General features: G+C 62.0%; 23 protein-coding genes and 1 pseudogene. 16 read left to right on the forward strand and 8 right to left on the reverse strand.

Annotation, left to right across the window (positions count from 1 at the left end; genetic code table 11):
• Positions 1-56: 56 nt before the first annotated feature.
• The 7 genes from V8P77_RS18300 (at position 57) to V8P77_RS18330 (ending at position 5,820) form a co-directional block, all read left to right on the forward strand.
• Positions 57-890 carry an SDR family oxidoreductase gene (locus V8P77_RS18300; protein WP_335913694.1) on the forward strand — a complete coding sequence of 278 codons (834 nt, stop codon included), beginning with the start codon at positions 57-59 and terminating at the stop codon, positions 888-890.
• 18 nt (positions 891-908) lie between these two features.
• Positions 909-1,112, forward strand: coding sequence for a twin transmembrane helix small protein (locus tag V8P77_RS18305; RefSeq protein WP_012759165.1), 204 nt, complete (start codon positions 909-911; stop codon positions 1,110-1,112).
• Positions 1,113-1,500: 388 nt separating this feature from the next.
• Positions 1,501-2,079 (forward strand): cob(I)yrinic acid a,c-diamide adenosyltransferase, encoded by a 579-nt coding sequence (locus tag V8P77_RS18310; protein ID WP_335913695.1) that lies wholly within the window; start codon positions 1,501-1,503, stop codon positions 2,077-2,079.
• Positions 2,080-2,112: 33 nt separating this feature from the next.
• Positions 2,113-2,898, forward strand: coding sequence for a rhomboid family intramembrane serine protease (locus V8P77_RS18315; protein ID WP_335913696.1), 786 nt, complete (start codon positions 2,113-2,115; stop codon positions 2,896-2,898).
• A 187-nt stretch (positions 2,899-3,085) separates the two neighbouring features.
• The gene (locus V8P77_RS18320; protein WP_335913697.1) at positions 3,086-3,835 is read left to right on the forward strand and encodes an electron transfer flavoprotein subunit beta/FixA family protein; all 750 of its coding nucleotides are present in this window, start codon (positions 3,086-3,088) and stop codon (positions 3,833-3,835) included.
• A 25-nt stretch (positions 3,836-3,860) separates the two neighbouring features.
• Positions 3,861-4,790 (forward strand): electron transfer flavoprotein subunit alpha/FixB family protein, encoded by a 930-nt coding sequence (locus V8P77_RS18325; protein ID WP_335913698.1) that lies wholly within the window; start codon positions 3,861-3,863, stop codon positions 4,788-4,790.
• A 148-nt stretch (positions 4,791-4,938) separates the two neighbouring features.
• Complete coding sequence (locus V8P77_RS18330; protein WP_017966357.1) at positions 4,939-5,820, forward strand: 3-hydroxybutyryl-CoA dehydrogenase; 882 nt, start codon at positions 4,939-4,941, stop codon at positions 5,818-5,820.
• Positions 5,821-5,859: 39 nt separating this feature from the next.
• Here V8P77_RS18330 and tlpA read toward each other — a convergent pair whose 3' ends face one another.
• A complete protein-coding gene (tlpA, locus tag V8P77_RS18335) occupies positions 5,860-6,522 on the reverse strand; it encodes a thiol:disulfide interchange protein TlpA (RefSeq protein WP_335913699.1) in 663 nt (220 codons plus the stop codon).
• 39 nt (positions 6,523-6,561) lie between these two features.
• Here tlpA and argH point away from each other — a divergent pair, with 39 nt between their 5' ends.
• From argH to V8P77_RS18355, 4 genes are all read left to right on the forward strand, one after another.
• Entirely contained in the window at positions 6,562-7,965 is a 1,404-nt protein-coding gene (argH, locus tag V8P77_RS18340) for an argininosuccinate lyase (protein WP_335913700.1), read from the forward strand.
• Between the two features lie 133 nt (positions 7,966-8,098).
• A complete protein-coding gene (gene lptM, locus V8P77_RS18345) occupies positions 8,099-8,311 on the forward strand; it encodes an LPS translocon maturation chaperone LptM (RefSeq protein ID WP_027666792.1) in 213 nt (70 codons plus the stop codon).
• Between the two features lie 11 nt (positions 8,312-8,322).
• Positions 8,323-9,591 (forward strand): diaminopimelate decarboxylase, encoded by a 1,269-nt coding sequence (gene lysA / locus V8P77_RS18350; protein ID WP_335913701.1) that lies wholly within the window; start codon positions 8,323-8,325, stop codon positions 9,589-9,591.
• Between the two features lie 165 nt (positions 9,592-9,756).
• A complete protein-coding gene (locus tag V8P77_RS18355; RefSeq protein ID WP_335913702.1) occupies positions 9,757-12,408 on the forward strand; it encodes a TIGR02302 family protein in 2,652 nt (883 codons plus the stop codon).
• Positions 12,409-12,553: 145 nt separating this feature from the next.
• Here the strand turns inward: V8P77_RS18355 and V8P77_RS18360 are convergent, their stop codons facing one another.
• From V8P77_RS18360 to V8P77_RS18370, 3 genes and pseudogenes are all read right to left on the reverse strand, one after another.
• Positions 12,554-12,913, reverse strand: coding sequence for a response regulator (locus tag V8P77_RS18360; protein ID WP_003543311.1), 360 nt, complete (start codon positions 12,911-12,913; stop codon positions 12,554-12,556).
• Between the two features lie 218 nt (positions 12,914-13,131).
• Positions 13,132-13,674: a hypoxanthine phosphoribosyltransferase gene (gene hpt / locus V8P77_RS18365; protein WP_335913703.1), complete on the reverse strand. Its 543-nt coding sequence runs from the start codon at positions 13,672-13,674 to the stop codon at positions 13,132-13,134.
• Positions 13,675-13,801: 127 nt separating this feature from the next.
• Positions 13,802-14,484 (reverse strand): annotated as a pseudogene (locus tag V8P77_RS18370) (hypothetical protein).
• Between the two features lie 182 nt (positions 14,485-14,666).
• Here V8P77_RS18370 and ftsE point away from each other — a divergent pair.
• The 4 genes from ftsE (at position 14,667) to V8P77_RS18390 (ending at position 18,001) form a co-directional block, all read left to right on the forward strand.
• Complete coding sequence (ftsE, locus tag V8P77_RS18375) at positions 14,667-15,326, forward strand: cell division ATP-binding protein FtsE (protein WP_003543317.1); 660 nt, start codon at positions 14,667-14,669, stop codon at positions 15,324-15,326.
• A complete protein-coding gene (locus V8P77_RS18380) occupies positions 15,319-16,332 on the forward strand; it encodes a cell division protein FtsX (protein WP_072640415.1) in 1,014 nt (337 codons plus the stop codon). Before ftsE ends, V8P77_RS18380 begins: the two co-directional genes overlap by 8 nt.
• A 73-nt stretch (positions 16,333-16,405) precedes the next feature.
• Positions 16,406-17,116: a YdcF family protein gene (locus tag V8P77_RS18385; protein ID WP_151343494.1), complete on the forward strand. Its 711-nt coding sequence runs from the start codon at positions 16,406-16,408 to the stop codon at positions 17,114-17,116.
• An 87-nt stretch (positions 17,117-17,203) separates the two neighbouring features.
• Positions 17,204-18,001 (forward strand): lysophospholipid acyltransferase family protein, encoded by a 798-nt coding sequence (locus tag V8P77_RS18390; RefSeq protein ID WP_335913704.1) that lies wholly within the window; start codon positions 17,204-17,206, stop codon positions 17,999-18,001.
• A gap of 2 nt (positions 18,002-18,003) precedes the next feature.
• Here the strand turns inward: V8P77_RS18390 and V8P77_RS18395 are convergent, their stop codons facing one another.
• On the reverse strand, positions 18,004-18,534 hold the full coding sequence (locus V8P77_RS18395) for a gamma-glutamylcyclotransferase (protein WP_026158908.1): 531 nt from the start codon (positions 18,532-18,534) through the stop codon (positions 18,004-18,006).
• A 50-nt stretch (positions 18,535-18,584) separates the two neighbouring features.
• On the opposite strand from V8P77_RS18395, the gene V8P77_RS18400 reads away from it, so the two are divergent.
• The gene (locus V8P77_RS18400; protein ID WP_335913705.1) at positions 18,585-19,601 is read left to right on the forward strand and encodes a DUF2125 domain-containing protein; all 1,017 of its coding nucleotides are present in this window, start codon (positions 18,585-18,587) and stop codon (positions 19,599-19,601) included.
• 104 nt (positions 19,602-19,705) lie between these two features.
• Here the strand turns inward: V8P77_RS18400 and V8P77_RS18405 are convergent, their stop codons facing one another.
• The 3 genes from V8P77_RS18405 to hisC are packed head-to-tail and all read right to left on the reverse strand — an operon-like array spanning position 19,706 to position 22,151.
• Positions 19,706-20,125, reverse strand: coding sequence for a GNAT family N-acetyltransferase (locus V8P77_RS18405; RefSeq protein ID WP_335913706.1), 420 nt, complete (start codon positions 20,123-20,125; stop codon positions 19,706-19,708).
• Positions 20,126-20,133: 8 nt separating this feature from the next.
• Positions 20,134-21,057 carry a prephenate/arogenate dehydrogenase family protein gene (locus V8P77_RS18410; RefSeq protein ID WP_335913707.1) on the reverse strand — a complete coding sequence of 308 codons (924 nt, stop codon included), beginning with the start codon at positions 21,055-21,057 and terminating at the stop codon, positions 20,134-20,136.
• Positions 21,054-22,151, reverse strand: coding sequence for a histidinol-phosphate transaminase (gene hisC, locus V8P77_RS18415; protein ID WP_335913708.1), 1,098 nt, complete (start codon positions 22,149-22,151; stop codon positions 21,054-21,056). Before hisC ends, V8P77_RS18410 begins: the two co-directional genes overlap by 4 nt.
• Positions 22,152-22,279: the final 128 nt, after the last annotated feature.

A 22,279-nucleotide genomic window follows, 5' to 3' on the forward strand; every position in this document is an offset into this window, starting at 1 on the left:
TTGTATCCTCTGGCCGAATATGGGAAACGAGTCCCATTTTGTACAGGAATCATTCCATGGCGGGAGAGCGCACTATCGTCGTGACCGGATGTTCGTCCGGTATCGGCGCTCATTGCGCGCGGGCGCTGAAAGCCGATGGCTGGCGTGTCTTCGCGACGGTGCGGAAGCCGGACGATCTTTCGGGGCTTGAAGCGGAAGGCATCGAAGCCTTCCTGATGGACTATGCCAGGACCGAGACGATTTCCGACCTGGTCGGCACGGTTCTGGAACGCAGCGGCGGTCGCATCGACGCGCTCTTCAATAACGGCGCCTATGGCCAGCCGGGCGCCGTCGAGGATCTATCGACAGCAATGCTGCGCGCGCAGTTCGAGGCGAATTTCTTCGGCTGGCATGAATTGACACGGCAGGTCATTCCGCCGATGCGCAAACGTGGCCAAGGGCGGATCGTGCAATGCTCGTCGATCCTCGGCGTCGTCCCCTATCGCTATCGCGGCGCCTACACCGCGTCCAAATTCGCACTCGAAGGCCTCAGCATCACCCTGCGAATGGAGCTGCAGGGCAGCGGCATTCATGTGAGCCTGATCGAGCCGGGTCCGATCGCCACACGTTTTACTGCCAATGCGCTGGCAAAGATCAAGGAACATATCGACCTCGAAAATTCGCCGCACGCGGCCGATTATATCAGGCAACTGGCGAGACTCGACGGATCGGGGCCGGTCAACCGCCATAAACTCGGCCCGGAAGCGGTCTATTCCGTGTTGAAACACGCATTGAACTCGAAAAATCCGAGGCCACATTATCCCGTAACGACTCCGGCTAAGCAGGGCATGTTCCTGAAGCGGCTGCTTCCGGCAGACCTCTTCTACCGCCTGATGCGCTGGACGGACTGACTGAGAAAGCTGAACGCCATGTCTACGGTCACCTATATCCTCGCGATCATCGTCATGGGCGTCGTCGCCCTCGTCCTGATCCGCGGTCTCTTCAACATGATGAAGGGCGGCGATCCCAACCGTTCCAACAAGCTGATGCAGCTTCGTGTGCTGTTGCAGGCAATCGCCGTCATCCTGATCATGGTGACGTTGTGGCTGACCGGCGGCGGCCGCCCGACCTGAGGTGACCAATGGAGCGGGCATTTTTGATGACGGGCACGGACAGGAATGACGGGGGAGAGGTGGGTGCTGGCTTGAGGAAGCACCCCGGCGCCGTGTGTGCCAGTGTGCCGGGACGAGTTTGGCGAGAAGGCCAACCCCGCCCTCTGTCATCCTCGGGCTTGACCCGAGGATCCATGCCCGTAGCGGCTGATGGACGTAGTGTGGATGCTCGGGTCAAGCCCGAGCATGACGGAGGGCGGGGCAGGCGGAAGGTGCCATTCACGGCACAGACGCCGGTGTCAGACACATCATCCGCCAACGAAACCAACAATATCGGCCTCAGGCTGAACAGATTTAGTGCGGGAGGGTGGAGTGACGTGGTCGCCCTTCCATCGACTGGCGGTGCCGTATGGTAAAACTCAACAAGATCTACACGAAAACAGGCGATGACGGCACGACCGGGCTGGTGTCCGGCCCGCGCCGGCTCAAAGACGATCTGCGCGTCGAGGCCTACGGTACGATCGACGAGGCCAATTCCGCGATCGGCCTGGCGCGGCTGCACACGGCCGGCTTGCCTGAACTCGACGCCATGCTGATGTCTATCCAGAACGACCTCTTCGATCTCGGCGCCGATCTCGCCACCCCTGACACTGGTGAGCCGCCGGCCTACGAGCCGCTGCGGATCGCCGAGACGCAGGTCGGTCGCGTCGAGCGTGATATCGACCAGTTGAACGCCGGTCTGGAGCCGCTGAAGTCCTTCATCCTGCCAGGCGGCAGTCCGGCCGCCGCCCATCTGCATCTTGCCCGCACGATTGCGCGGCGCGCCGAGCGTTTGATGGTGGCGCTTGCTCGCATCGACGGCGAAATCGTCAGCGAGCCGGCGATGAAATATGTCAATCGGCTCTCCGATTTCCTGTTCGTCGCCGCACGTCATGCAAACGACCGGGGCCATGCGGATGTGCTTTGGGTTCCGGGAAAAAACAGATAGGCTTGTCGCGATCACGATCGCCGAGGGGCCTTTATGTTCATACCACTTCACGATGCCAATACGCTGAAACATATCAAGGTTCAGTGGGTGACGCTCGCACTGATGGCGCTGAATATCGCGGTCTGGCTTTTGATCAGCCTGGAGAGCGAACAGGCAGCCCAAGCGACGACCGTCGGGCTCGGCTACATCCCGGCAATCGCCTTCGGCCACGCGGTACTGGCGCAAGGGCTGGAAATCGTGCCGGAGCCGCTGACTTATCTCACCTATGCCTTCGTCCATACCGGCTTCTGGCATCTCGCCGGCAACATGATCTTCCTCTGGGTCTTCGGCGATAATGTCGAGGATGCGATGGGGCATCTGCGCTTCCTGATTTTCTATCTCGTTTGCGCGGCCGCCGGCGCGCTCTGCCACGGCCTGCTGACCATGACCTCGGAAGCGCCGCTGGTCGGCGCATCGGGGGCGGTCTCCGGCGTCGTTGCCGCCTATGTCATGCTGCATCCGCGCGTCCGGGTCTGGGTGCTGGTGTTTTTCCGTGTGCCGTTGCCCCTGCCGGCCTTCGTGCCGTTGCTTTTGTGGATCGGGCAGCAGTTCTTCATGCTGGCAATCGCGCCTGACGGCGACGTTTCCTGGGGCGCGCATGTCGGCGGCATCCTTGCTGGGGCTTTGCTGATCCTGGTGCTGCGCCGGCGTGGTGTGCCGCTCTTCGACCGCGAGATCGTCACGCCCCGCGCCGTGAGAAACGACCCGGGCGCCGGCCAGGCCATCGCAGCCGGCACGGACGGACGGACGACGCAGCGATTTCCCTGGGGTCGCCGCTGACGACAATATTGACGTGAACGTAAACGTCCATATATTGCCGGAAGCAAATCGCCTGCCGGCGTCATGGAAGCGTTGAATTTGGAGGAAAAACGCGTATCCATGTCGCCATTCGACAATCGGAGCAGCGTCCGAACGCGCATTTTCTAAAAAAGTCTCCGAAGCCAGTTTCTCCTGAAGGAAGGACCACATGAAGATACTCGTCCCAGTCAAACGGGTTGTCGACTACAACGTGAAGATCCGGGTGAAGCCGGACGGCACGGGTGTCGAGCTTGCCAATGTGAAGATGTCGATGAACCCGTTCGACGAGATCTCGGTGGAAGAGGCGCTGCGGCTGAAGGAAGCCGGCAAGTGCGAGGAAGTGGTCGTCGTTTCGATCGGTCCTGCCAAGGCCGAGGAGACGCTGAGGACCGCCCTTGCCATGGGCGCCGACCGGGCGATCCTGGTCGAGACCGACGATCAAATCGAGCCGCTCACCGTCGCCAAGATCCTCAAGGCTGTGGCCGATGCCGAACAGCCGGGGCTGATCATATCAGGCAAGCAGGCGATCGATGACGACAGCAACCAGACCGGCCAGATGCTGGCGGCGCTGATGGGCATGCCGCAAGCGACCTTCGCCTCGAAGATCGAGGTCGGCGATGGAAAAGCAACCGTCACCCGTGAAGTCGATGGCGGCCTGCAGACGATCGAGATCAAGCTGCCGGCGGTCGTGACCACCGATCTGCGCTTGAACGAACCGCGTTATGCCTCGCTGCCTAATATCATGAAGGCGAAGAAGAAGCCGCTCGACAAGAAGACGCCGAGCGACCTCGGTGTCGACACCACACCGCGCCTCAAAGTGTTGAAGACCGAGGAGCCGTCGGGCCGCAAGGCCGGCGTCAAGGTCAAGTCGGTCGCCGAACTGATCGACAAGCTCAAAAACGAAGCCGGCGTGCTGTAATCAGCTTGGAACAGGAGCCATCATCATGACCATTCTTCTTCTGGCTGACCACGACAATGCAAGCCTGTCCGATCAGACCGCCAAGGCGCTGACGGCGGCAGCCAAGATCGGCGGCGATATTCACATCCTCGTCGCCGGTAAAGGCGCAAAGCCGGCTGCCGAACAAGCGGCAAAACTTGCCGGCGTCTCCAAGGTGCTGCTGGCCGAAAGCGATGAGCTCGCCAACAATCTGGCAGAACCGCTGGCCGACCTGATCGTCTCGCTCTCCGGCAGCTACGACACGATCATCTCGGCTGCCACCTCGGTCGGCAAGAATGTGCTGCCGCGGGTGGCCGCCCTCCTCGATGTCGCCCAGGTCTCGGAGATCATCGAGGTGATCTCGTCCGACACCTTCAAGCGGCCGATCTATGCCGGCAATGCCATTCAGACGGTGCAGGCGAGCGATGCCAAGAAGGTGATCACCGTGCGCACCGCCTCCTTCGCCTCCGCACCGGAAGGCGGTTCGGCCACGATCGAGGCGATCCCGGCGGTTTCCGATCCGGGGCTTTCGACCTTCGTCGGCGATGCGCTGTCGGCCTCCGATCGGCCGGAGCTGACGTCGGCGAAGATCATCATCTCCGGCGGCCGGGCGCTCGGCTCTGCGGAAAAATTCAGAGAAGTCATCCTGCCGCTTGCCGACAAGCTCGGGGCTGCCGTCGGTGCATCCAGAGCCGCCGTCGATGCCGGCTATGCGCCGAACGACTGGCAGGTCGGCCAGACCGGCAAGGTGGTGGCGCCGCAGCTCTACATTGCCTGCGGCATTTCAGGCGCCATCCAGCATCTGGCCGGCATGAAGGATTCGAAGGTGATCGTTGCCATCAACAAGGACGAAGAGGCGCCGATCTTCCAGGTCGCCGACTATGGCCTCGTCGCCGATCTCTTCGACGCCCTGCCGGAATTTCAAAAGGCGCTCTGACCGCGTCAAATGCTTCTCTTTCGCACGTGCGAATGACTGGAAAATTATCTTTTATCGGGCTACTACTGCTGCCGGGCGATCCTTCGTCCGGCAGTATTGCTAGAAAAATGCGGCGGCGCGGGGGCGAATGCCGTGCGGGGGTTTGGAGATGAATGCGGTGTTGAAGAATATTGGTATTATCGGTGCCGGCCAGATGGGTTGCGGCATCGCGCATGTTTCGGCCGCCGCAGGTTATAGGGTTCACATCTACGATCTCTCGCAGGACCGCATCGAATCCGGCCTTGCCACCATCAACGGCAACCTGGCCCGCCTGGTGACGAACGGCAAGATGACCGAAGAGGAACGCAAGTCGACCTTGTCGCTCATATCAGGCTCGTCCGATGTCAATGACCTCGCCCCCTCCGATCTCGTCATCGAGGCCGCCACCGAGGATGAAACGGTCAAGCGCAAGATCTATACCCAGGTCTGTCCGGTCCTGAAGCCGGAAGCGCTGCTTGCCACCAACACCTCTTCCCTTTCCATCACCCGGCTTGCTGCCGCCACCGACCGCCCCGAACGCTTCATGGGCATACATTTCATGAACCCGGTGCCTGTCATGAAGCTGGTCGAACTGGTGCGCGGCATCGCGACCGACGAGAAGACCTTTTCCGCCGCCAAGGAATTCGTCGGCACGCTGGAAAAGACCATCACCGTCGCCGAGGATTTCCCGGCCTTCATCGTCAACCGCATCCTGCTGCCGATGATCAACGAAGCGATCTACACGCTCTATGAAGGCGTCGGCACGGTCGACGCCATCGATACGGCTATGAAGCTCGGCGCCAACCATCCGATGGGACCGCTGCAGCTTGCCGATTTCATCGGCCTCGACACCTGCCTCTCGATCATGCAGGTGCTGCATGACGGCCTGGCGGACTCGAAATATCGTCCTTGCCCGCTGCTGGTGAAATATGTCGAGGCCGGCTGGCTCGGACGCAAATCCGGCCGCGGCTTCTATGACTACCGCGGCGAAGTGCCGGTCCCGACGCGTTAAGCGCTACAGCTCGAGGCATCCTCTTCAGCGCCCGCGGCGCTACGACCCGATCGCGCCCTTGATCAGCGCCTTGGCATCCTCGCTGTCCCAGGCAGCCGGCCCGTTCATCGCCGAAATCAGGCACCCCTTGTCATCGATAAGCAGCGTCACCGGCAGCCCGAAAGCGAGGCCTTCCTTCTTCAGGCTGTTGAATACCGAAATCGTATTGTCGCGATAGAGCTGCAGCGCATCGACGCCGGTGTCGGCGAGGAAGGTCCTCGGCTTCTCATCGTCGCCGGTATCGATATTGACCGGCACGACCTGGAACCGGTCGCTGCCCATCTCCTTCTCGAGCGCATTCAGCGCCGGCATTTCCTCGCGGCAGGGAACGCACCATGTCGCCCAGAGATTGAGAAGCACGGTCTTGCCGGCGAAATGATCGAGCGTCAGCGGCTTGCCGTCCGGCCCGTTGAAAGAAACGGCGGTCAGCTTGCGCGGTTCATTGGCGGCGACCATGGCTGCCACCTGGCCCTTCATCAGCGGCGTAATGCCGGCGATGCGGTCTTTGGCGAGCTTGCATTCGACTGATACCGTTTCGTCGCCGCCATTGCCAATCCCCGTCTCCTTCACGTATACCGCTGCCGCACCGGCAACGACACCCGCAACGGCGGCCATCGCGATCCATTTCAGGGATGGCAGCCCGAGGGGTTTTCTTGTCGTCATTTCATTCTCCAGGACATGCATTTCAAGGCGGGCACCTTCATGGCCGACGACACCACGGACACCAAATCTTCCAACCAGATGTGGGGCGGCCGCTTCGCCTCCGGCCCGGACGCGATCATGGAGGAGATAAATGCCTCGATCGGTTTCGACAAGAAGCTATTCGCGCAGGATATCCGCGGTTCCATCGCCCATGCGACGATGCTCGCCCATCAGGGGATCATTTCCGCTGACGATAAGGACAAGATCGTTCACGGGCTAAACACGATCCTGTCAGAAATCGAAAGCGGCAATTTCGAATTCTCTCGTCAACTCGAAGACATCCATATGAATGTCGAAGCACGCCTGGCGACGCTGATCGGCCCAGCGGCCGGCCGCCTGCACACCGCCCGCTCGCGCAACGATCAGGTGGCGCTCGACTTCCGTCTCTGGGTGAAGGAAGAGCTGCAGAAGACCGAGCAGATGCTGACCGGCCTGATCGCGGCTTTCCTCGACCGCGCCGAAGAACATGCCGAAAGCGTCATGCCGGGCTTCACTCACCTGCAGACCGCCCAGCCCGTTACCTTCGGTCATCACTGCATGGCCTATGTCGAAATGTTCGGCCGCGATCGCTCCCGCGTCCGTCACGCCATCGAGCATCTGGATGAAAGCCCGATCGGTGCCGCCGCACTTGCCGGCACCGGCTATCCGATCGACCGCCACATGACGGCCAGGGCACTCGGTTTCCGCGAGCCGACCCGCAACTCCATCGATACGGTCTCCGACCGCGATTTCGCCATCGAGTTCCTGTCGATCGCGGCGATTGCGGGCATGCACCTGTCGCGTCTGGCAGAAGAGATCGTCATCTGGTCGACTCCGCAATTCGGTTTCGTGCGCCTCTCCGACGCTTTCTCGACCGGCTCGTCGATCATGCCGCAGAAGAAGAACCCGGATGCCGCCGAACTGGTGCGCGCCAAGACCGGCCGCATCAACGGCTCGCTGGTGGCGCTGCTGACGATCATGAAGGGCCTGCCGCTCGCCTATTCCAAGGACATGCAGGAAGACAAGGAACAGGTCTTCGACGCTGCCGAGAGCCTGGAACTGGCAATCGCCGCCATGACCGGCATGGTGCGCGACATGACGGTCAACACCGCGCGCATGAAGGCGGCGGCCGGCTCCGGCTATTCGACGGCGACCGATCTTGCCGACTGGCTGGTACGCGAAGCGGGCCTCCCTTTCCGCGACGCCCATCACGTCACCGGCCGCGCCGTAGCACTCGCCGAAAGCAAGGGCTGCGACCTTGCCGAGCTACCGCTCTCCGATCTGCAGGCGATCCATGCCGACATCACCGACAAGGTCTATGATGTGCTGACGGTTGAGGCCTCGGTCGCCAGCCGCAAGAGCTTCGGCGGCACGGCGCCGTCCGAAGTGCGCAGGCAGATCGCCTTCTGGCGCGCCCGCAATTAGAGATACCAGGCGTGGCGAAAAGCCGCCGCGCCCTTCCTGCAGGCGCGCAAAGACCGCCCAACAATCAGGGTGCACAAGGCGAATAAACTTCGCTATGAAGATATCAATCATTCGATATGAACGGTGCCATCACATGCCGCAGAAGAGGATATCCATGAAGAGCTTGCCGCACCTCGTCCGCCTGACGGCGGTTCTCGCCGTCATCGGCCTTGCCGTTGCCGGATGCGGGCGCAAGGGCGACCTCGATCCGCCGAGCGCTGCGGCAACCAAGGGAGGCGACGTTTCCAAGCCGACGAAACAGCCGGGAACCGTCGACAAGCCCTTCCTTCTCGATCCCCTTCTTTAAGGCACAAGCCCGTGAACCATTTCGAGCACCGTGACGGCGTCCTTCATGCCGAGAACGTTCCCGTTCCCGAGATCGCCAGGGCGGTCGGCACGCCGTTCTACGTCTATTCCACTGCAACGCTGGAGCGCCACTACCGCGTCTTTTCGGAAGCCTTCGCCGACATGGACTCAATGGTCTGCTATGCGATGAAGGCGAATTCGAACCAGGCGGTGCTGAAGACGCTGGGCCGCCTCGGCGCCGGCATCGACGTCGTCTCCGAAGGCGAGCTGCGCCGCGCGCTTGCCGCCGGCATTCCGCCAGACCGCATCATGTTCTCAGGTGTCGGCAAGACGCCATCCGAGATGGATTTCGCCCTTGAAGCCGGCATCTACTGCTTCAACGTCGAATCCGAGCCCGAGCTCGAGATCCTCAACCAGCGCGCCGTCAGCGCGGGCAAGAAAGCGCCGGTCTCCTTCCGTATCAACCCGGATGTCGATGCGAAGACGCATGCCAAGATCTCGACGGGCAAGAAGGAAAACAAGTTCGGCATCTCCTGGGAGCGCGCCCGCGCCATCTATGCCCATGCCGCCAAGCTGCCCGGCATCGAGGTCACCGGCATCGACATGCATATCGGCAGCCAGATCACCGAGCTGCAGCCCTTCGACGACGCGTTCAAACTGCTGCACGACCTTGTCGCGACGCTCCGCGCCGACGGCCACACCATCCATCACGTCGATATCGGCGGCGGCCTCGGCATCCCCTACAAGGACGACAACAATCCGCCGCCGCTGCCGGATGCCTATGCGGCAATCGTCAAGAACCAGCTGCGCGGCCTGGACTGCAAGATCATCACCGAGCCCGGCCGCCTGATCGTCGGCAATGCCGGCATCCTGGTGACCGAAGTCCTCTATGTGAAGGATGGCGGCGAAAAGACCTTCGTCATCGTCGACGCCGCCATGAACGATCTCATCCGCCCGACGCTCTATGAGGCCTATCACGAGATCCGTCCGGTGACGATTTCGGCGGCCAACGCCCCCCGCATCCGCGCCGATGTCGTCGGCCCGGTCTGCGAGACCGGCGACTATCTGGCGCTCGACCGCGAGATGGCGATGCCGAAGCCCGGCGACCTGATGGCCGTCAGCACTGCCGGCGCCTACGGCGCAGTCCAGGCCGGCACTTATAACGGCCGCCTGCTGGTGCCGGAAGTTCTGGTCAGGGGCAGCGATTTTCATACGATTCGCCCGCGCAGAACCTATGCCGAACTGATCAGCCTCGACTCCGTTCCGGTCTGGCTCGACTGAACAAGCCATCACTTTTTGGCGAACAAACGTGAAAAGCCGGTATTATCGGCCGCTCGCCCTCGCCTTCGCCACAAAGAGTGTTATCCTTTCGTTCATGAGCGTATTGCCCTGCAATCGCCGGAAGCGCCCTCTGTTCCAGAACGCCAGATCGCGGAGACCGGACCGATGACAAGCCCCTCTCGGCAGAAGAAAGGTGCATTTGCGTTCCGTCCCTCGCTTGCGCGGCTGGTGACGACGAAACGCCTGCTGGCGCGCATCGTGCTCTTTTTTGAGCAGTTGCTGCCGCCTTTGATGCCGGTACTATCCGTCATCGCCTTTTATCTCTGCGCTTCCTGGTTCGGCCTCTTCCGCAGTGTGCCGGACTGGCTGCGCATTGTGCTGCTCATCGCCTTTGCTGCCGCTTTTCTCGTCTCGCTCCTCCCCTTCCGCACCCTGCGCTGGCCGAGGATCGCTGAAGCCGACCGCATGCTGGAAGAGCGCAACGGCCTGCCGCACCAGCCGGTCACCGTCCAGGAAGACGAGCCGGCCTTCGATACGCCCTTCGGTCGGGCGCTCTGGCGCGAGCACCAGACGCGCATGGCCGAAAAGATCGCAGCGCTCGATGCCGGACTGCCGCGGCCTGATATAGCCGCGCATGACCGTTTCGCGCTGCGCGCCGTCCCGGCGCTGCTGCTTGTCACTGCCTTCGGTTATTCGCTGTCGATCAACGGCGGCTCGATCCGCGACGCATTGCAGGCTGCACCCGAGCAGGTGGTCAGCGATCCGGCGGTGCGCATCGACGCCTGGGTGACGCCGCCTTCCTATACCGGCCGCGCCCCGGTTTACCTGACGGCTGACGGCAGCGAGCAGGCGCCGATTGGCATTCCGCAGTTTTCAGGCCTCACTGTCCGCGTCAGCGGCGGAAAGACGGCCGAAAAGGTAGTGTTCCGCAAGGCGAACGGCGAGGCGCAGGATATCGCCGTGCAGGCCGATACCAAGCCGCAGCAGACGGCGGCATCCGGCAGCGGGCAGCCGACGGCGGCACCGGTCAGCCAGGCTCTCGTCGCGCAGACGCATATGATGAAGCTCCAGGAGAACGGTGCACTCGAGGTCAATGGCCGCCGCTGGAGCTTCGAAGTGCTCCCCGACAAGGCGCCGGAGATTGCTTTCGACGGCCTACCGAAGCCCAGTGTCAACGGAGCACTCGAAATCGGTTTCACCGTCAAGGACGATTACGGCGTCCAAGAGGCGCATGCGGAGATCGTTCCCGTCGAAACAGACCCGACGGCAACGCCGCTCTATCCGCTGCCGGAGTACCGGCTGGATATCCCCCGCCGCAACGCCCGTGACGCCAAGGGCGTGACCAGCCGGAACCTGACCGAACATCCGCTTGCCGGCAAGCGCGTGCGCATCACCCTCGTCGCCAAGGATGCCGCAGGCCAGACCGGCCGCAGCCCGCCGCATGAGATGGTGCTGCCGTCGCGGCCTTTCAACGAGCCGCTTGCCGCGGCCGTCGCCGAGGAACGGCAGGTCTTCGCGCTCGATACGCGCAAGATGCCGCAGGCAATCGCGCTGAACGAGGCACTGACCATCCGTCCCGAGGAGACGATCCCCAAGCTCACCAACTACCTGCTGCTCGAATCCGCCTTGGCACGCATGAAGCTCGCAAAGGGTGAGGATGCGCTGAAGGATACCGCCCAATATCTCTGGGAGATTGCCCTCGGCATGGAGGACGGCGATCTCTCGCTGGCCGAGCGCAAGCTGCGCGAAGCTCAGCAGAAGCTTGCCGACGCGTTGGACCGCAACGCTCCCGACGCGGAGATCAAGAAGCTGATGGATGAGCTGCGCAAGGCGATGCAGGACTATATGACCGAGCTTGCAGAGCGCATGCAGAACGCGCCGATGCAGCCGAACCAGAATGCGCAGAACATCCTGCGCCAGCAGGATCTGGAACGGATGATGGACCAGATCGAGAATCTCGCCCGCTCCGGCAATCGTGACGCGGCCCAGCAGATGCTCTCGGAATTGCAGCGGATGATGAACAACCTGCAGGCGGGCCGCCCGCAGCGCGGTCAGCAAGGCCAGGAAAACAGCGAAGCCCGCAAACAGATCGACAAGCTCGGCGAAATCCTGCGCGACCAGCAGAAGCTGATGGAACAGACCTTCCGGCTCGACCAGCAGCTCAGGGACCGCATGCAGCGCGGTGAAACTGACATGGGCGAAAACGATCCGCTGCTCGACGAGATGAACCCTGGAGAGAACGGCGAGCCGCAGGACCAACAGCAGGGCCAGCAAGGCAAGGAAGGCCAGCAGCCCTCCGACCAGATGACGGCTGAGCAGCTGCGCGAGGCGCTGAAACAGCTGCGCGCCCAGCAGGATGCGCTCGGCAAGCAGCTCGGCGAATTGCAGAAGAGCCTCGGCGAGATGGGCATGAAGCCCGGCCCGGGCTTCGGCCAGGCGCAGCGCGAGATGGAAGGCGCCGGCCGTGAACTCGGCCAGGGCCGCGGCCAGCCGGCCGTCGAGGGCCAGGGCCGCGCGCTCGAAGCACTTCGCCAGGGCGCCCGCGACATGATGAACCAGATGATGCAGGCGCAGCAGGGCCAGCAAGGTCAAGGTCCGAACGGCCAGGTTGGCCAGGGCGACCAGAACGGCCGCGACCCGCTCGGCCGGCCACGCCGGACCCAGGGACCTGAGTTCGGCGACAACGTGAAGGTGCCTGACGAAATCGACGTTCAGCGGGCGCGAGAAATCCTTGACGCGATCCGCGAAAAACTCGGCAACAATCCGCCGCAGGAAATGGAACGGCGCTATCTCGAGCGGCTGTTGGACATCCAGTAGGTCCTACGCCACCGCACAATGGATCGCAGTCGCTCTAACAGAATGATTTTAGGCCGGATCGGCCTAAAATCTAAATCCGGATATCAATCGAGGAAGGTGAGCACTATCTCGTCCGACGACCGCTCACACGTTTCGGCATCATGCTCTAAGCGACGAGCGCCCGGGCGACCGCCTTGCGGATATCGGGAAGCGCAAATGGCTTGGCGACGACATCGATGATCTTTTCGGCAAGATCGTCGGCCCGTTCGCGCTGTTCGGCATAACCGGTCATCAGCAGGATCTTCAGACCCGGAAAAGCGTCTTTTGCCTGATGGGCGAGCTCAATGCCGTCCATCACGGGCATGCGGATATCTGAAAGCAGCAGATCGTAGACCCCGTCCTTGAGCTTCTCTAGGCCCTCGGCCCCGTCGGCCGCCTCATCGGTCTCGTGGCCGTCAAGCCGCAGGGCCCGGGCCACGAAGGACCGCAGGGAGTCCTCGTCTTCCGTAATCAGAATTCTTGCCATATGTGCATCGCTCCGTCGTCAGCCCCGCGACGGAAATCACCAGACTTTCCTTTTCGATCGGTAAAGATGGTGAAGCGATGGACGAGATGGTTAACAACTCGTCTTGAAGGCATTACAGCGCCGCGCGTCTTTAAGACGCGCAAAGGACGCTGTAACACTTTTATTGCTGCATAATTTTCTCCTTAAATCGATTCCGATTTAAGGAATTATGCAGTAGCTCAGGCGTCCCCGGTCACCACGCCGACGAAGGGCAGTTCGCGAAAGGCATAGGCGACATCCATGCCGTAGCCGACGACAAAATAGTCGGGGCATTCGAAGCCGACATAGTCGGCCTCCAGCTTTTCCTTGCGCTTGATGCGCTTGTCGAGCAGCACGGCGATCGTGACGTTGCGCGCGCCACGTTCGAAGAGCAGCTCCTTGGCAAAGAGCAGCGTCCGGCCGGATTCGAGGATATCGTCGATCAGCAGGACGTCACGGCCATGCACGTCGCTGTCGATATCCTTGACGATGCGCACGCCCTGAGAAACCGTGCCGATGCCGTAACTCGACAGAGTGATGAACTCGACCTCCGGGGCAAGCCCGCTATCATGCAGGGCGCGGATCAGGTCGGCGGCAAAGATGAAGGAGCCCTTGAGCACGGCGATGACCAGCAGGTCCTTGGTCGGGCCATTGGCGATCTCCCGCGCCATCGAATGATTGCGCTCGGCGATCTGCTCGGCGGTGAAGAGCGGCTCGATGTTTTTTCCGCGCACGACAGGCATAAGGGCTTGCTCCATGAAAAGAAGGGTAAGCCGTTAGCACATATGCGAGCCCGAAACAGCCTCGCCGGCTATGAAATTAACGCGATTGGCGCGACCTGCGACGCGAAAATCGGCAATCCATGTCCTGTTACGTCTGCGGCAGGAAGGAAAGCCGGACCTCCGGCGTTTTTCCGCCGGCATGCTGGACGCGCGCCGAGAAGCCCCGGCTCTGGCCGCCATAGATCACATCGGCTGGCGGGTTGATGACGATGCTTGCGGTCAACCGTTCGTCGGTCACGAGATCGGCACGGATCGGGTGCACCGTCTGCGTCGTGCCGCTCTCGTTTTCGATGATGCCGTTGATGACGAGCACGCGCATGCCGTTCGCATCACGCGGCGTCACCGTGACATGGGTGAAGTGCAGCGATGCGCCGGAAGTGGCTCGCTCGCCGGAGAGGCCGGAAAAACCACCCGCAAGCCCGAAGACGAGCACGACGAGCGCCAGCACCAGCGCTGCGAAGCTCCGCATCGACGCACGCTGCAGCCAGGATTCCACGGTCTGCAGAACAGAAGCAGCCATTGCCAGGATGAGCGGCGGCTGTGCGGCGTTTGCGGCAGCCATGCGCTTGCGGTTGTCGTTATAGGTCCTTGCATTGAATTCCCTGGGCCGAACTTTGCCGAGGGTGACGAATTCGGCGTCGGAGATATCGGCAGGACGCGCCGAGCAGTACCGACGGTTGGCGGGTTCCGGCGGCAGGAAATCATAGCCCTGGCCCGGCGTCCGGCGACTGAAGGAGGATGCTTCCATGGTGGCGCCTCGCAGATGTCCACATGGTTTCGCTGCCAGGGGAAATCTTGGCATTGAAACGAATCCTGCTCAGTCGTAAATTTTAATGGTTAATGCTTCGCAAAGATCGCCATCAAACGGGCGTCTTTCCAGCAAAATTTACCGGCTGTTAACGGTGTTGGTTAACAAGTCGTGCGGTGAAACCCACAACAGACTGAGCTGCCCGTTGATCCACTTCGAGAATGTCGGTTTGCGCTATGGCATGGGCCCGGAAATCCTCCGGGACCTGACCTTCGACATTCCGAAGAAATCCTTTCAGTTCCTGACGGGTCCATCGGGGGCCGGCAAGACGTCGCTGCTGCGGATGCTTTTCATGTCGCTGCAGCCGACGCGCGGGTTGATCCGCATGTTCGGGCGCGACATTTCCGAAATCCCCCGCCCCGAACTGCCGCTGCTGCGCCGCCGCGTCGGCATCGTCTTCCAGGATTTCCGCCTCCTCGACCATCTCACGACCTATGAGAATGTCGCTTTGCCCTTACGGGTGCGTGGCAAGGATGAGAGCTCCTACAAGACCGACGTCCTGGAGCTTTTGAAATGGGTCGGCCTCGGCGAACGCATCAACGTGCTGCCGCCCGTACTCTCCGGCGGCGAGAAGCAACGCGCCGCAATCGCCCGGGCGCTGATGGATCGGCCGGAAGTGCTGCTGGCAGACGAGCCGACCGGCAATGTCGACCCGCCGATGGCCAAGCGCCTGCTCAACCTTTTTCTCGAGCTGAACCGCCTCGGCACGGCGGTCGTGATCGCCACGCATGACCTGGCGCTGATGGAGCAGGTGGAAGCCCGCCGCATGATCCTCTCAGAGGGGCATCTCGATATTTATGACTGAGCCCCCGTCCAGAAACCCCGAGAAGGCGTCTGCCAAGACCCAGCAGAAGCGGCCGGAATTGCGCGTGCGCCCGACCGCGCCCATCCTGCCGCCGTCCAACATCCAGGGCAGCGCCTTGATGGTGGTGATATCGATCATGGCCTTTCTCGCCTGCCTGACGCTCGGCGGCGTCAGCATGGTGCGCTCGACGGCGGCCAGCTGGGAGAGCCAGATCTCCCGCGAGATCACCATTCAGATCAAGCCGGACGATAATCTCGACATGGAAAAGGCGCTGACCCAGGCGCGCGACCTGGCGCTGACCTTCGTCGGCACCAAGAGCGGCCAGATCGTCGACGAGGCGGCGACCGCTCGCCTGCTCGAACCCTGGCTCGGCCCCGGTCTCGATCTCAAGGATCTGCCCGTTCCCCGTCTCGTCATCATCACCATCGACGAGAGCAATCCGCCGGATTTCGGTTCGATGCGGGCGCTGCTGAAGGACAGTATCCCGCAGGCCACCCTTGACGATCACCGCACCTGGGTCGACCGGCTGGTGTCCATGGCGCACACGACTGTCATGATCGGCACCGGCATCCTGCTCCTGGTTTTCACGGCGATGGTGCTCACCGTCGTCTTCGCCACGCGCGGCGCGCTGTCGGGCAATCGTCACGTCGTCGAAGTGCTGCATTTCGTCGGCGCCGAAAGCTCCTTCGTCGCCACCGAATTCCAGAAACATTTCCTGAAGATCAGCCTCAAAGGCTCGGCGATCGGCAGCGCGCTTGCCGCTCTCTTCTTCGCAACCGCCGGTTTCTGGCAAAGCCGTACCCTCGCCACCCCCGAAACGGACCAGGCGACCGCGCTCTTCGGCACCTTCTCCGTCGGCGTGCTCGGTTATGCCGGCATCTTCGCAACGATGATCGTCATCGCGCTTCTGACCACCTTCACCGCGCGGCTGACCGTCATGCGGACGATCTACGAAATCGATACTCTACGCTCGGACCCGACACGCACCGACGGCATCGGAAGTTGATCGTGACCGTGCCGTTTTGCCATGAAAGCGTCTGTTCCGCGCCGCAATCAGCGTATAATCACGATTCATGACGATGGGACACACGACACCCAACCCGATTCATCAGGACCCGGAGCTTGATCGCCCGACAGCTTTGCTGCCGCGGCGCGGCCCGATCCGCCGCCTACTACGCTGGGGCGGCTTTGCCTGCTTGCTGGCCATCGCCCTGGTGTTCGGGGGGTTTCTGCGTTTCGCCGATTCCGTGACGACGCTGAAGCCCCCGGCCGAACCGAAGGCGGATGCCATCGTGGTGCTGACGGGTGGTTACCAGCGCATCGACCAGGCCGTGGAGCTGCTGCAGAAGGGTGCCGGCAAGCGCTTGCTCATTTCCGGCGCGCACCCGACGACGACACCGGCACAGATCCGCAAGATGACGCAGGGTTCTGCCGATCTCTTCTCCTGCTGTGTCGATATCGGCTACGATGCGATCGATACGATCGGCAATGCCGAGGAAGCTTCGAACTGGATCCACGCCAAGGGATACCGCAGCGTACTGATCGTCACCAACAACTACCACATGCCGCGAAGCCTCGCCGAGCTCTCCTATGTCGATCCCGACATCGAGTTCATCGCTTATCCCGTGGTCAACTCGGATTTGAAGAGCCGCAACTGGTTCACCGACCCGAATGCGATGCGCGTCATGCTGGCCGAATATGTGAAAGTGCTTCTGACCGGCGCCCGCAACATCACCGGCTTCGGCCGCCACACCGGGCTGCGCTCGGCAGGCGTATCCGCCACAGACTGAGCTTTTACATCAGGGCAGCATCAAACGCTTTTTATGGCGGGCAATATCGTGTAGGCCGGTCGCGTGAGCATGCCTCGGGAAAGTTTCATGATCGCCCTGCGTTCCGTTCTCTTCAACACGATCTTCTACGCCAACCTCATCATCCGGATGATCGTGCTCTCGCCCTACTATTTTCTGGCGCCGCGCAAGATCGCCTATGCGATCCCGAAGAACTGGGCGCGCTCCAACCACTGGCTGATGCGGGTAATCGTCGGCACCACCTTCGAGATCGAGGGCCTGGAGAACCTGCCTGACGGCAGTTACATCCTGGCGCCGAAGCACCAGTCCTTCTGGGATACCTACGCACTGCTGCCCTGGCTGAAGGATCCGGTTTACATCCTGAAGCGCGAACTGATGTGGATTCCGCTCTTCGGCTGGTATGCGAAGAAACAGCGCATGATCCCGGTCGATCGCGGCGCCCGCGGCAAGGTGATGGTGGAAGTGCTGAAACGCACGAGGGAAGAGCTTTCGACCGGCCGCCAGCTCATCATCTATCCCGAGGGCACCCGCCGCCCGCCAGGCGCAGAGCCGCTCTATAAATACGGCATCGCCCGCATGTACCGCGATCTTAACCTCCCCGTCGTGCCGGTCGCCATGCATCCCGGCCTCTTCTGGCCGCGGCGCAGCATTCGTCGTTATCCCGGCCATTTCAAGGTGAGGATCCTGCCGCCGATCACGCCCGGAATGGATCCGGACGCCTTTTTCGCCCATCTGATCGAGGTATCGGAGCGGGCAAGCGACGAGCTTCTGCTCGAAACCGTCGCGCAAAATCCGCATCTGCCGCTCCCGCCGACGGCGGTCGAAAGGCTGGCCGAGCTGCGCAAGCTGAACGCGGCAACTGGCTGAGATCAGGCGGCTCGTAACCGCTCCACTTCGTTGACGACCTGCTCCAGCCAATGGTCGCGAATACCCATCTGCTTCAGATGCGTCAGCGTGTTGAAGACATAGGCATCATTCGGACCAGACTGGCCCTTTGCTTCGTTCACCACCCGTGCCGCCGCAAGCGCATCCAGGGCACCGGCATATTGCTCGTGCTCGCGGTCGATGATGTAGGCGACCGCTTCCACCCGGCGCCGGCCGGCAAGCTGCAGCCGTACCCGGCGCTCCAGGTAGACATTGGTGACCAACTCGCGGGCGCGGAGATAATCGATCACCTCATCCCATTTTTCCGGCGAAATGCGGAAAGCCATGCCGCGGCAGGCGCCACCCCTGTCAAGGCCGAGAACCAGGCCTGGATTGTCGCGGGTGCCGCGATGGACAAAGGAGCGGACGCAGAGCGAGCGCCTGTAGCCGTAGACCAGAGCCTCTGCCCGCTCCATGAACTCGAAGCCCGGATTCCACATCAGCGAACCGTAGCCAAATACCCAAAATTCGTCCATATCGCACGCCAGACCGGAATCACATTTGCGATTCACCATTGGAGAACATCATGGCAGCGTCAAGCCGATCCGGCAGCGGCCAATCCGGCAGCGGCAAGAAATTCTGGTTGCTGGGTGGAGGCGTCCTCCTGGTGATCGCACTTTATACCGGCGGCTGGTTCTATGCGGCGTCGGCGCTGAAAACCACGGTGCTGAAAGCGATCGCGCCGCGCGATCAGGCAGGCGTCAGCGGCGAATGCGCCGATATCGAATTCCGCGGCTATCCCTTCCGTATCGGCCTGTTCTGCTCCAAGATCGACGTCGACGACAACGTCAACGGCGTCTCCGCCACCTTCGGCGCGCTACGCTCGGCAGCACAGGTCTATGCGCCCGGCGATATCGTCTGGGAACTGGATTCGCCGGCCGAAATCCGCACCAGCAACGGCCTTTCGATCTCGGCCCAATGGACGAACCTGCAGGCAAGCCTTGCGACCAGGCTCCAGGGCGTCGACCATAGCTCGACCGTCATCGAAGGTCTGAAGGCAATGGCCGTCTCCTCCTACACCGGCCAGACCATGAGCTTCGATGCCGCTCGCACCGAAATCCATCTGCGCCAGAACGGCGCCGATCTCGACGGTGCGATCTCCGTCCAGGACGCCAACACGGCGATCAAGGACTGGCCGCAGATCTTCCCGAAATTGTCGGCCAGCATCAATCTGACCGTCGCCGGCAAGGCCGGTCTGATCGACGGCAGCGACCGGAACGGTCTGAATGGTGCCACCGGCGAACTGCGCCGCATCGTCGCCGACATCGGCGACGGCAAGGTGATGACGCTCACCGGCCCCTTCTCTTTCGACGAGCAGGGCTTCCTCTCTGGAAAATTCAAGCTGGAGATCGAACAGCTCGGCCCCTGGGGCGACAGCCTGAAACAGGCCTTTCCGGATATCGCCTCGACCGTCAATACAGCGACGAAGCTCTTGAAGGCGCTTGCCGGCGGCGGCGACAAGGTCTCTGTCGATCTCGTCGTCGATCGCGGCAATGCCACTGTCAGCGGCTTCATCCCGCTCGGCCGGATTCCGCCGATATGATGCATCTCCCCCAAAACTGTCCAGTGGTCTTGGGATAACGGGATGCATAGGAAATACGAACGGGCCTGAGCGCGTCGCATGATTACGGCTCGACGCGAGGCGCTTCAGGCAATTCGCTTGATGAAGAAGACTTCCGGGACCGATTGCAGGCCGGGCAATTCGATCGCACCGGTTTCCAAAAATCCGTTGCGGCGATGCCAGTCTTGAGGCCGGCTTTCGTCGCATTCGCTCGACGTCATCAGCAGGCGGGCGCCGTCGCCGCGCATGGCGTCTTCCCAAGCGAGAAACAGCGCCGTTCCGACGCCCGACCGGCGGTGGCCGGGCAGGACGCGGATCATTTCCATATAGGGAACCCTGCCCCAGAAGCGGGAGAAGCGCAGGAAGCCGACGATTTCGCCGGCCTCCCTGGCAACCAGATATTCTCTAAGTGCAACGCAGCGCGATACCCATGCCGCACCGACGCCGGCATCCTCGCGCACCAGCCAGTCGATATCGGCCTGGCCAGCGCTTGCCACCTCAACCATCGCGGCAGCTACTTCTTATCAAGCGCGTGGCGGCCGAAATCCGGCGCGTCGACATCCTGGCCGGCCTGGACGATCGAACGGCGGATGGCGCGGGTGCGGGTGAAGAGTTCAAAAATCTTGTCACCCTCGCCCCAGCGGATGGCGCGCTGCAAATAGGCGAGATCCTCCGAGAACCGCGCCAGCATTTCGAGGATCGCATCGCGATTGTGCAGGCAGACGTCGCGCCACATCGTCGGGTCGGACGCAGCAAGACGGGTGAAGTCGCGAAAGCCCGAGGCGGAATATTTGATGACTTCCGATTCCGTCACCGTCTCCAGATCGTCGGCGGTGCCGACGATATTGTAGGCGATGATATGCGGCAGGTGCGAGACGATGGCGAGCACCTTGTCGTGATGCTCGGCATCCATCTCGTCGACCTTCGAGCCCAGCGCTTCCCAGAAGCTGCGCAGCCGCTTCAGCGCCGCCTCGTCGGTACCGGCGACCGGCGTGAAGATGCACCAGCGGCCTTCGAAGAGGCCGGGGAAGCCGGCATCCGGACCGGATTTTTCGGTGCCGGCCAGCGGATGGCCGGGGATGAAATGCACGTCGGCCGGCATATGCGGCTGCATCTGTGCAATGACCGAGGCCTTTGTCGAACCGACGTCGGTAACGATCGCCCCGGGCTTCAGGCTTGCCGAGATCTCCTTCGCCACACTTTCCGAAGCGCCGACCGGCACCGAGACAATCACCAGATCGGCATCCTTGACGGCATCCTGCGACGACGCCGTATAGCGATCGCCGAGACCGAGCTCTTCGGCGCGCTTCAGCGTATCGGGGCTGCGTGTGGCGACGACGATCTCCCTTGCAAGACCAAGCCGCCTGATGTCATAGGCGAGCGAAGAGCCGATCAGGCCGATGCCGATCAGCGCGATCCGATCGAACTGCACGCTCATGCCTGATGTCCTATGAATTCGCCGAGCGCGGCAATGACGCCGCGGTTGGCCTCTTCGGGACCGATGCTCATGCGCAGCGCGTTGGCGAAGCCATAGCCGCGCACGGCGCGCAGGATGTAGCCGCGGCTCGTCAGGAATTCATCGGCATCCGCCGCGCGCTTGCCGTCGATTTCGGGGAAATGGATGAGGACGAAATTGGCAACCGACGGCGTCACTTTCAGGCCGATCGCTTCGAACGCCTGCGTGAGTCTCTCGACCCACATCTGGTTGAAGGAGACGGCCTGCTGGACAAAGGCCTGGTCGCGGATGGCAGCAGCGGCGGCGACAATTGCCGGTGCGTTCAAATTGAACGGCCCGCGCACGCGGTTCAGCGCGTCGACGATCTCGGCCGGCGCATACATCCAGCCGACTCGCAGCGCCGCAAGACCATAGGCCTTCGAGAAGGTGCGGGTCATCACCACGTTGGCATTGGAGGATACGACCTCGATGCCGGCTTCATAATCGTTGCGGCGCACATATTCGGCATAGGCGGCATCGAGCACGAGGACAACATGTCTCGGCAGCCCGGCCTGCAGGCGGCGGATCTCGCTGACGGAAACATAGGTGCCGGTGGGATTGCCGGGATTGGCGATAAAGACGATCTTCGTCTTCTCCGTCACCGCGGCAAGGATCGCGTCGACATCGACGGTATAGTCCCTCTCCTTGACGACGACGGGCGTAGCGCCCGCGCCCAGGATCTGGATCTTGTAGACGAGGAAGCCGTGCTCGGTGATGATGCCCTCGTCGCCGGCGCCGAGATAGACATGGCAGAGCAGGCCGAGCAACTCGTCGGAACCGTTGCCGCAGAGGATGTTTGCCGGATTGAGGCCGTGCACGGCGGCGATCGCCTCGCGCAGTGCGATCGCCTGCCCGTCAGGATAACGCTCCAGATTGTCGGCAACCGCCTTGAAGGCCTCGATTGCCTTCGGGCTGGCGCCGAGCGGCGTTTCGTTGGACGAAAGCTTGTAGACGCGGGCGACGCCCGGCGCATGTTCCTTGCCCGGCACATAGGCTGCAATATCGAGAATACCGGGACGCGGAACGGGCTTGCTCATCTCAACGCTCATGGGTTCGACCTTGGAATTGCCGGTAAAACCGGGCTGAAAAACACCAAGTGGCATTAAAGCGGAATGCGATTGTTGTCGAGAGCTATGGGCGTGACACAAGCTTTTGGAGAACGCTG

Source organism: Rhizobium aouanii, from assembly GCF_037002925.1.
Classification (GTDB): domain Bacteria; phylum Pseudomonadota; class Alphaproteobacteria; order Rhizobiales; family Rhizobiaceae; genus Rhizobium; species Rhizobium aouanii.

Excerpts from the sequence above, each read along its gene's own strand:
- V8P77_RS18405 (WP_335913706.1), bottom strand. The coding sequence starts at position 20,125 with ATGGTTGAGGTGGCAAGCGCTGGCCAGGCCGATATCGACTGGCTGGTG.
- V8P77_RS18325 (WP_335913698.1), top strand. The coding sequence starts at position 3,861 with ATGACCATTCTTCTTCTGGCTGACCACGACAATGCAAGCCTGTCCGAT.
- V8P77_RS18380 (WP_072640415.1), top strand. The coding sequence starts at position 15,319 with ATGACTGAGCCCCCGTCCAGAAACCCCGAGAAGGCGTCTGCCAAGACC.
- V8P77_RS18360 (WP_003543311.1), bottom strand. The coding sequence starts at position 12,913 with ATGGCAAGAATTCTGATTACGGAAGACGAGGACTCCCTGCGGTCCTTC.
- V8P77_RS18395 (WP_026158908.1), bottom strand. The coding sequence starts at position 18,534 with ATGGACGAATTTTGGGTATTTGGCTACGGTTCGCTGATGTGGAATCCG.
- V8P77_RS18310 (WP_335913695.1), top strand. The coding sequence starts at position 1,501 with ATGGTAAAACTCAACAAGATCTACACGAAAACAGGCGATGACGGCACG.
- tlpA (WP_335913699.1), bottom strand. The coding sequence starts at position 6,522 with ATGACGACAAGAAAACCCCTCGGGCTGCCATCCCTGAAATGGATCGCG.
- argH (WP_335913700.1), top strand. The coding sequence starts at position 6,562 with ATGGCCGACGACACCACGGACACCAAATCTTCCAACCAGATGTGGGGC.
- V8P77_RS18390 (WP_335913704.1), top strand. The coding sequence starts at position 17,204 with ATGATCGCCCTGCGTTCCGTTCTCTTCAACACGATCTTCTACGCCAAC.
- V8P77_RS18410 (WP_335913707.1), bottom strand. The coding sequence starts at position 21,057 with ATGAGCGTGCAGTTCGATCGGATCGCGCTGATCGGCATCGGCCTGATC.
- lptM (WP_027666792.1), top strand. The coding sequence starts at position 8,099 with ATGCCGCAGAAGAGGATATCCATGAAGAGCTTGCCGCACCTCGTCCGC.
- V8P77_RS18385 (WP_151343494.1), top strand. The coding sequence starts at position 16,406 with ATGGGACACACGACACCCAACCCGATTCATCAGGACCCGGAGCTTGAT.
- V8P77_RS18355 (WP_335913702.1), top strand. The coding sequence starts at position 9,757 with ATGACAAGCCCCTCTCGGCAGAAGAAAGGTGCATTTGCGTTCCGTCCC.
- V8P77_RS18300 (WP_335913694.1), top strand. The coding sequence starts at position 57 with ATGGCGGGAGAGCGCACTATCGTCGTGACCGGATGTTCGTCCGGTATC.
- hpt (WP_335913703.1), bottom strand. The coding sequence starts at position 13,674 with ATGCCTGTCGTGCGCGGAAAAAACATCGAGCCGCTCTTCACCGCCGAG.
- hisC (WP_335913708.1), bottom strand. The coding sequence starts at position 22,151 with ATGAGCAAGCCCGTTCCGCGTCCCGGTATTCTCGATATTGCAGCCTAT.
- V8P77_RS18305 (WP_012759165.1), top strand. The coding sequence starts at position 909 with ATGTCTACGGTCACCTATATCCTCGCGATCATCGTCATGGGCGTCGTC.
- V8P77_RS18315 (WP_335913696.1), top strand. The coding sequence starts at position 2,113 with ATGTTCATACCACTTCACGATGCCAATACGCTGAAACATATCAAGGTT.
- V8P77_RS18330 (WP_017966357.1), top strand. The coding sequence starts at position 4,939 with ATGAATGCGGTGTTGAAGAATATTGGTATTATCGGTGCCGGCCAGATG.
- V8P77_RS18400 (WP_335913705.1), top strand. The coding sequence starts at position 18,585 with ATGGCAGCGTCAAGCCGATCCGGCAGCGGCCAATCCGGCAGCGGCAAG.
- V8P77_RS18320 (WP_335913697.1), top strand. The coding sequence starts at position 3,086 with ATGAAGATACTCGTCCCAGTCAAACGGGTTGTCGACTACAACGTGAAG.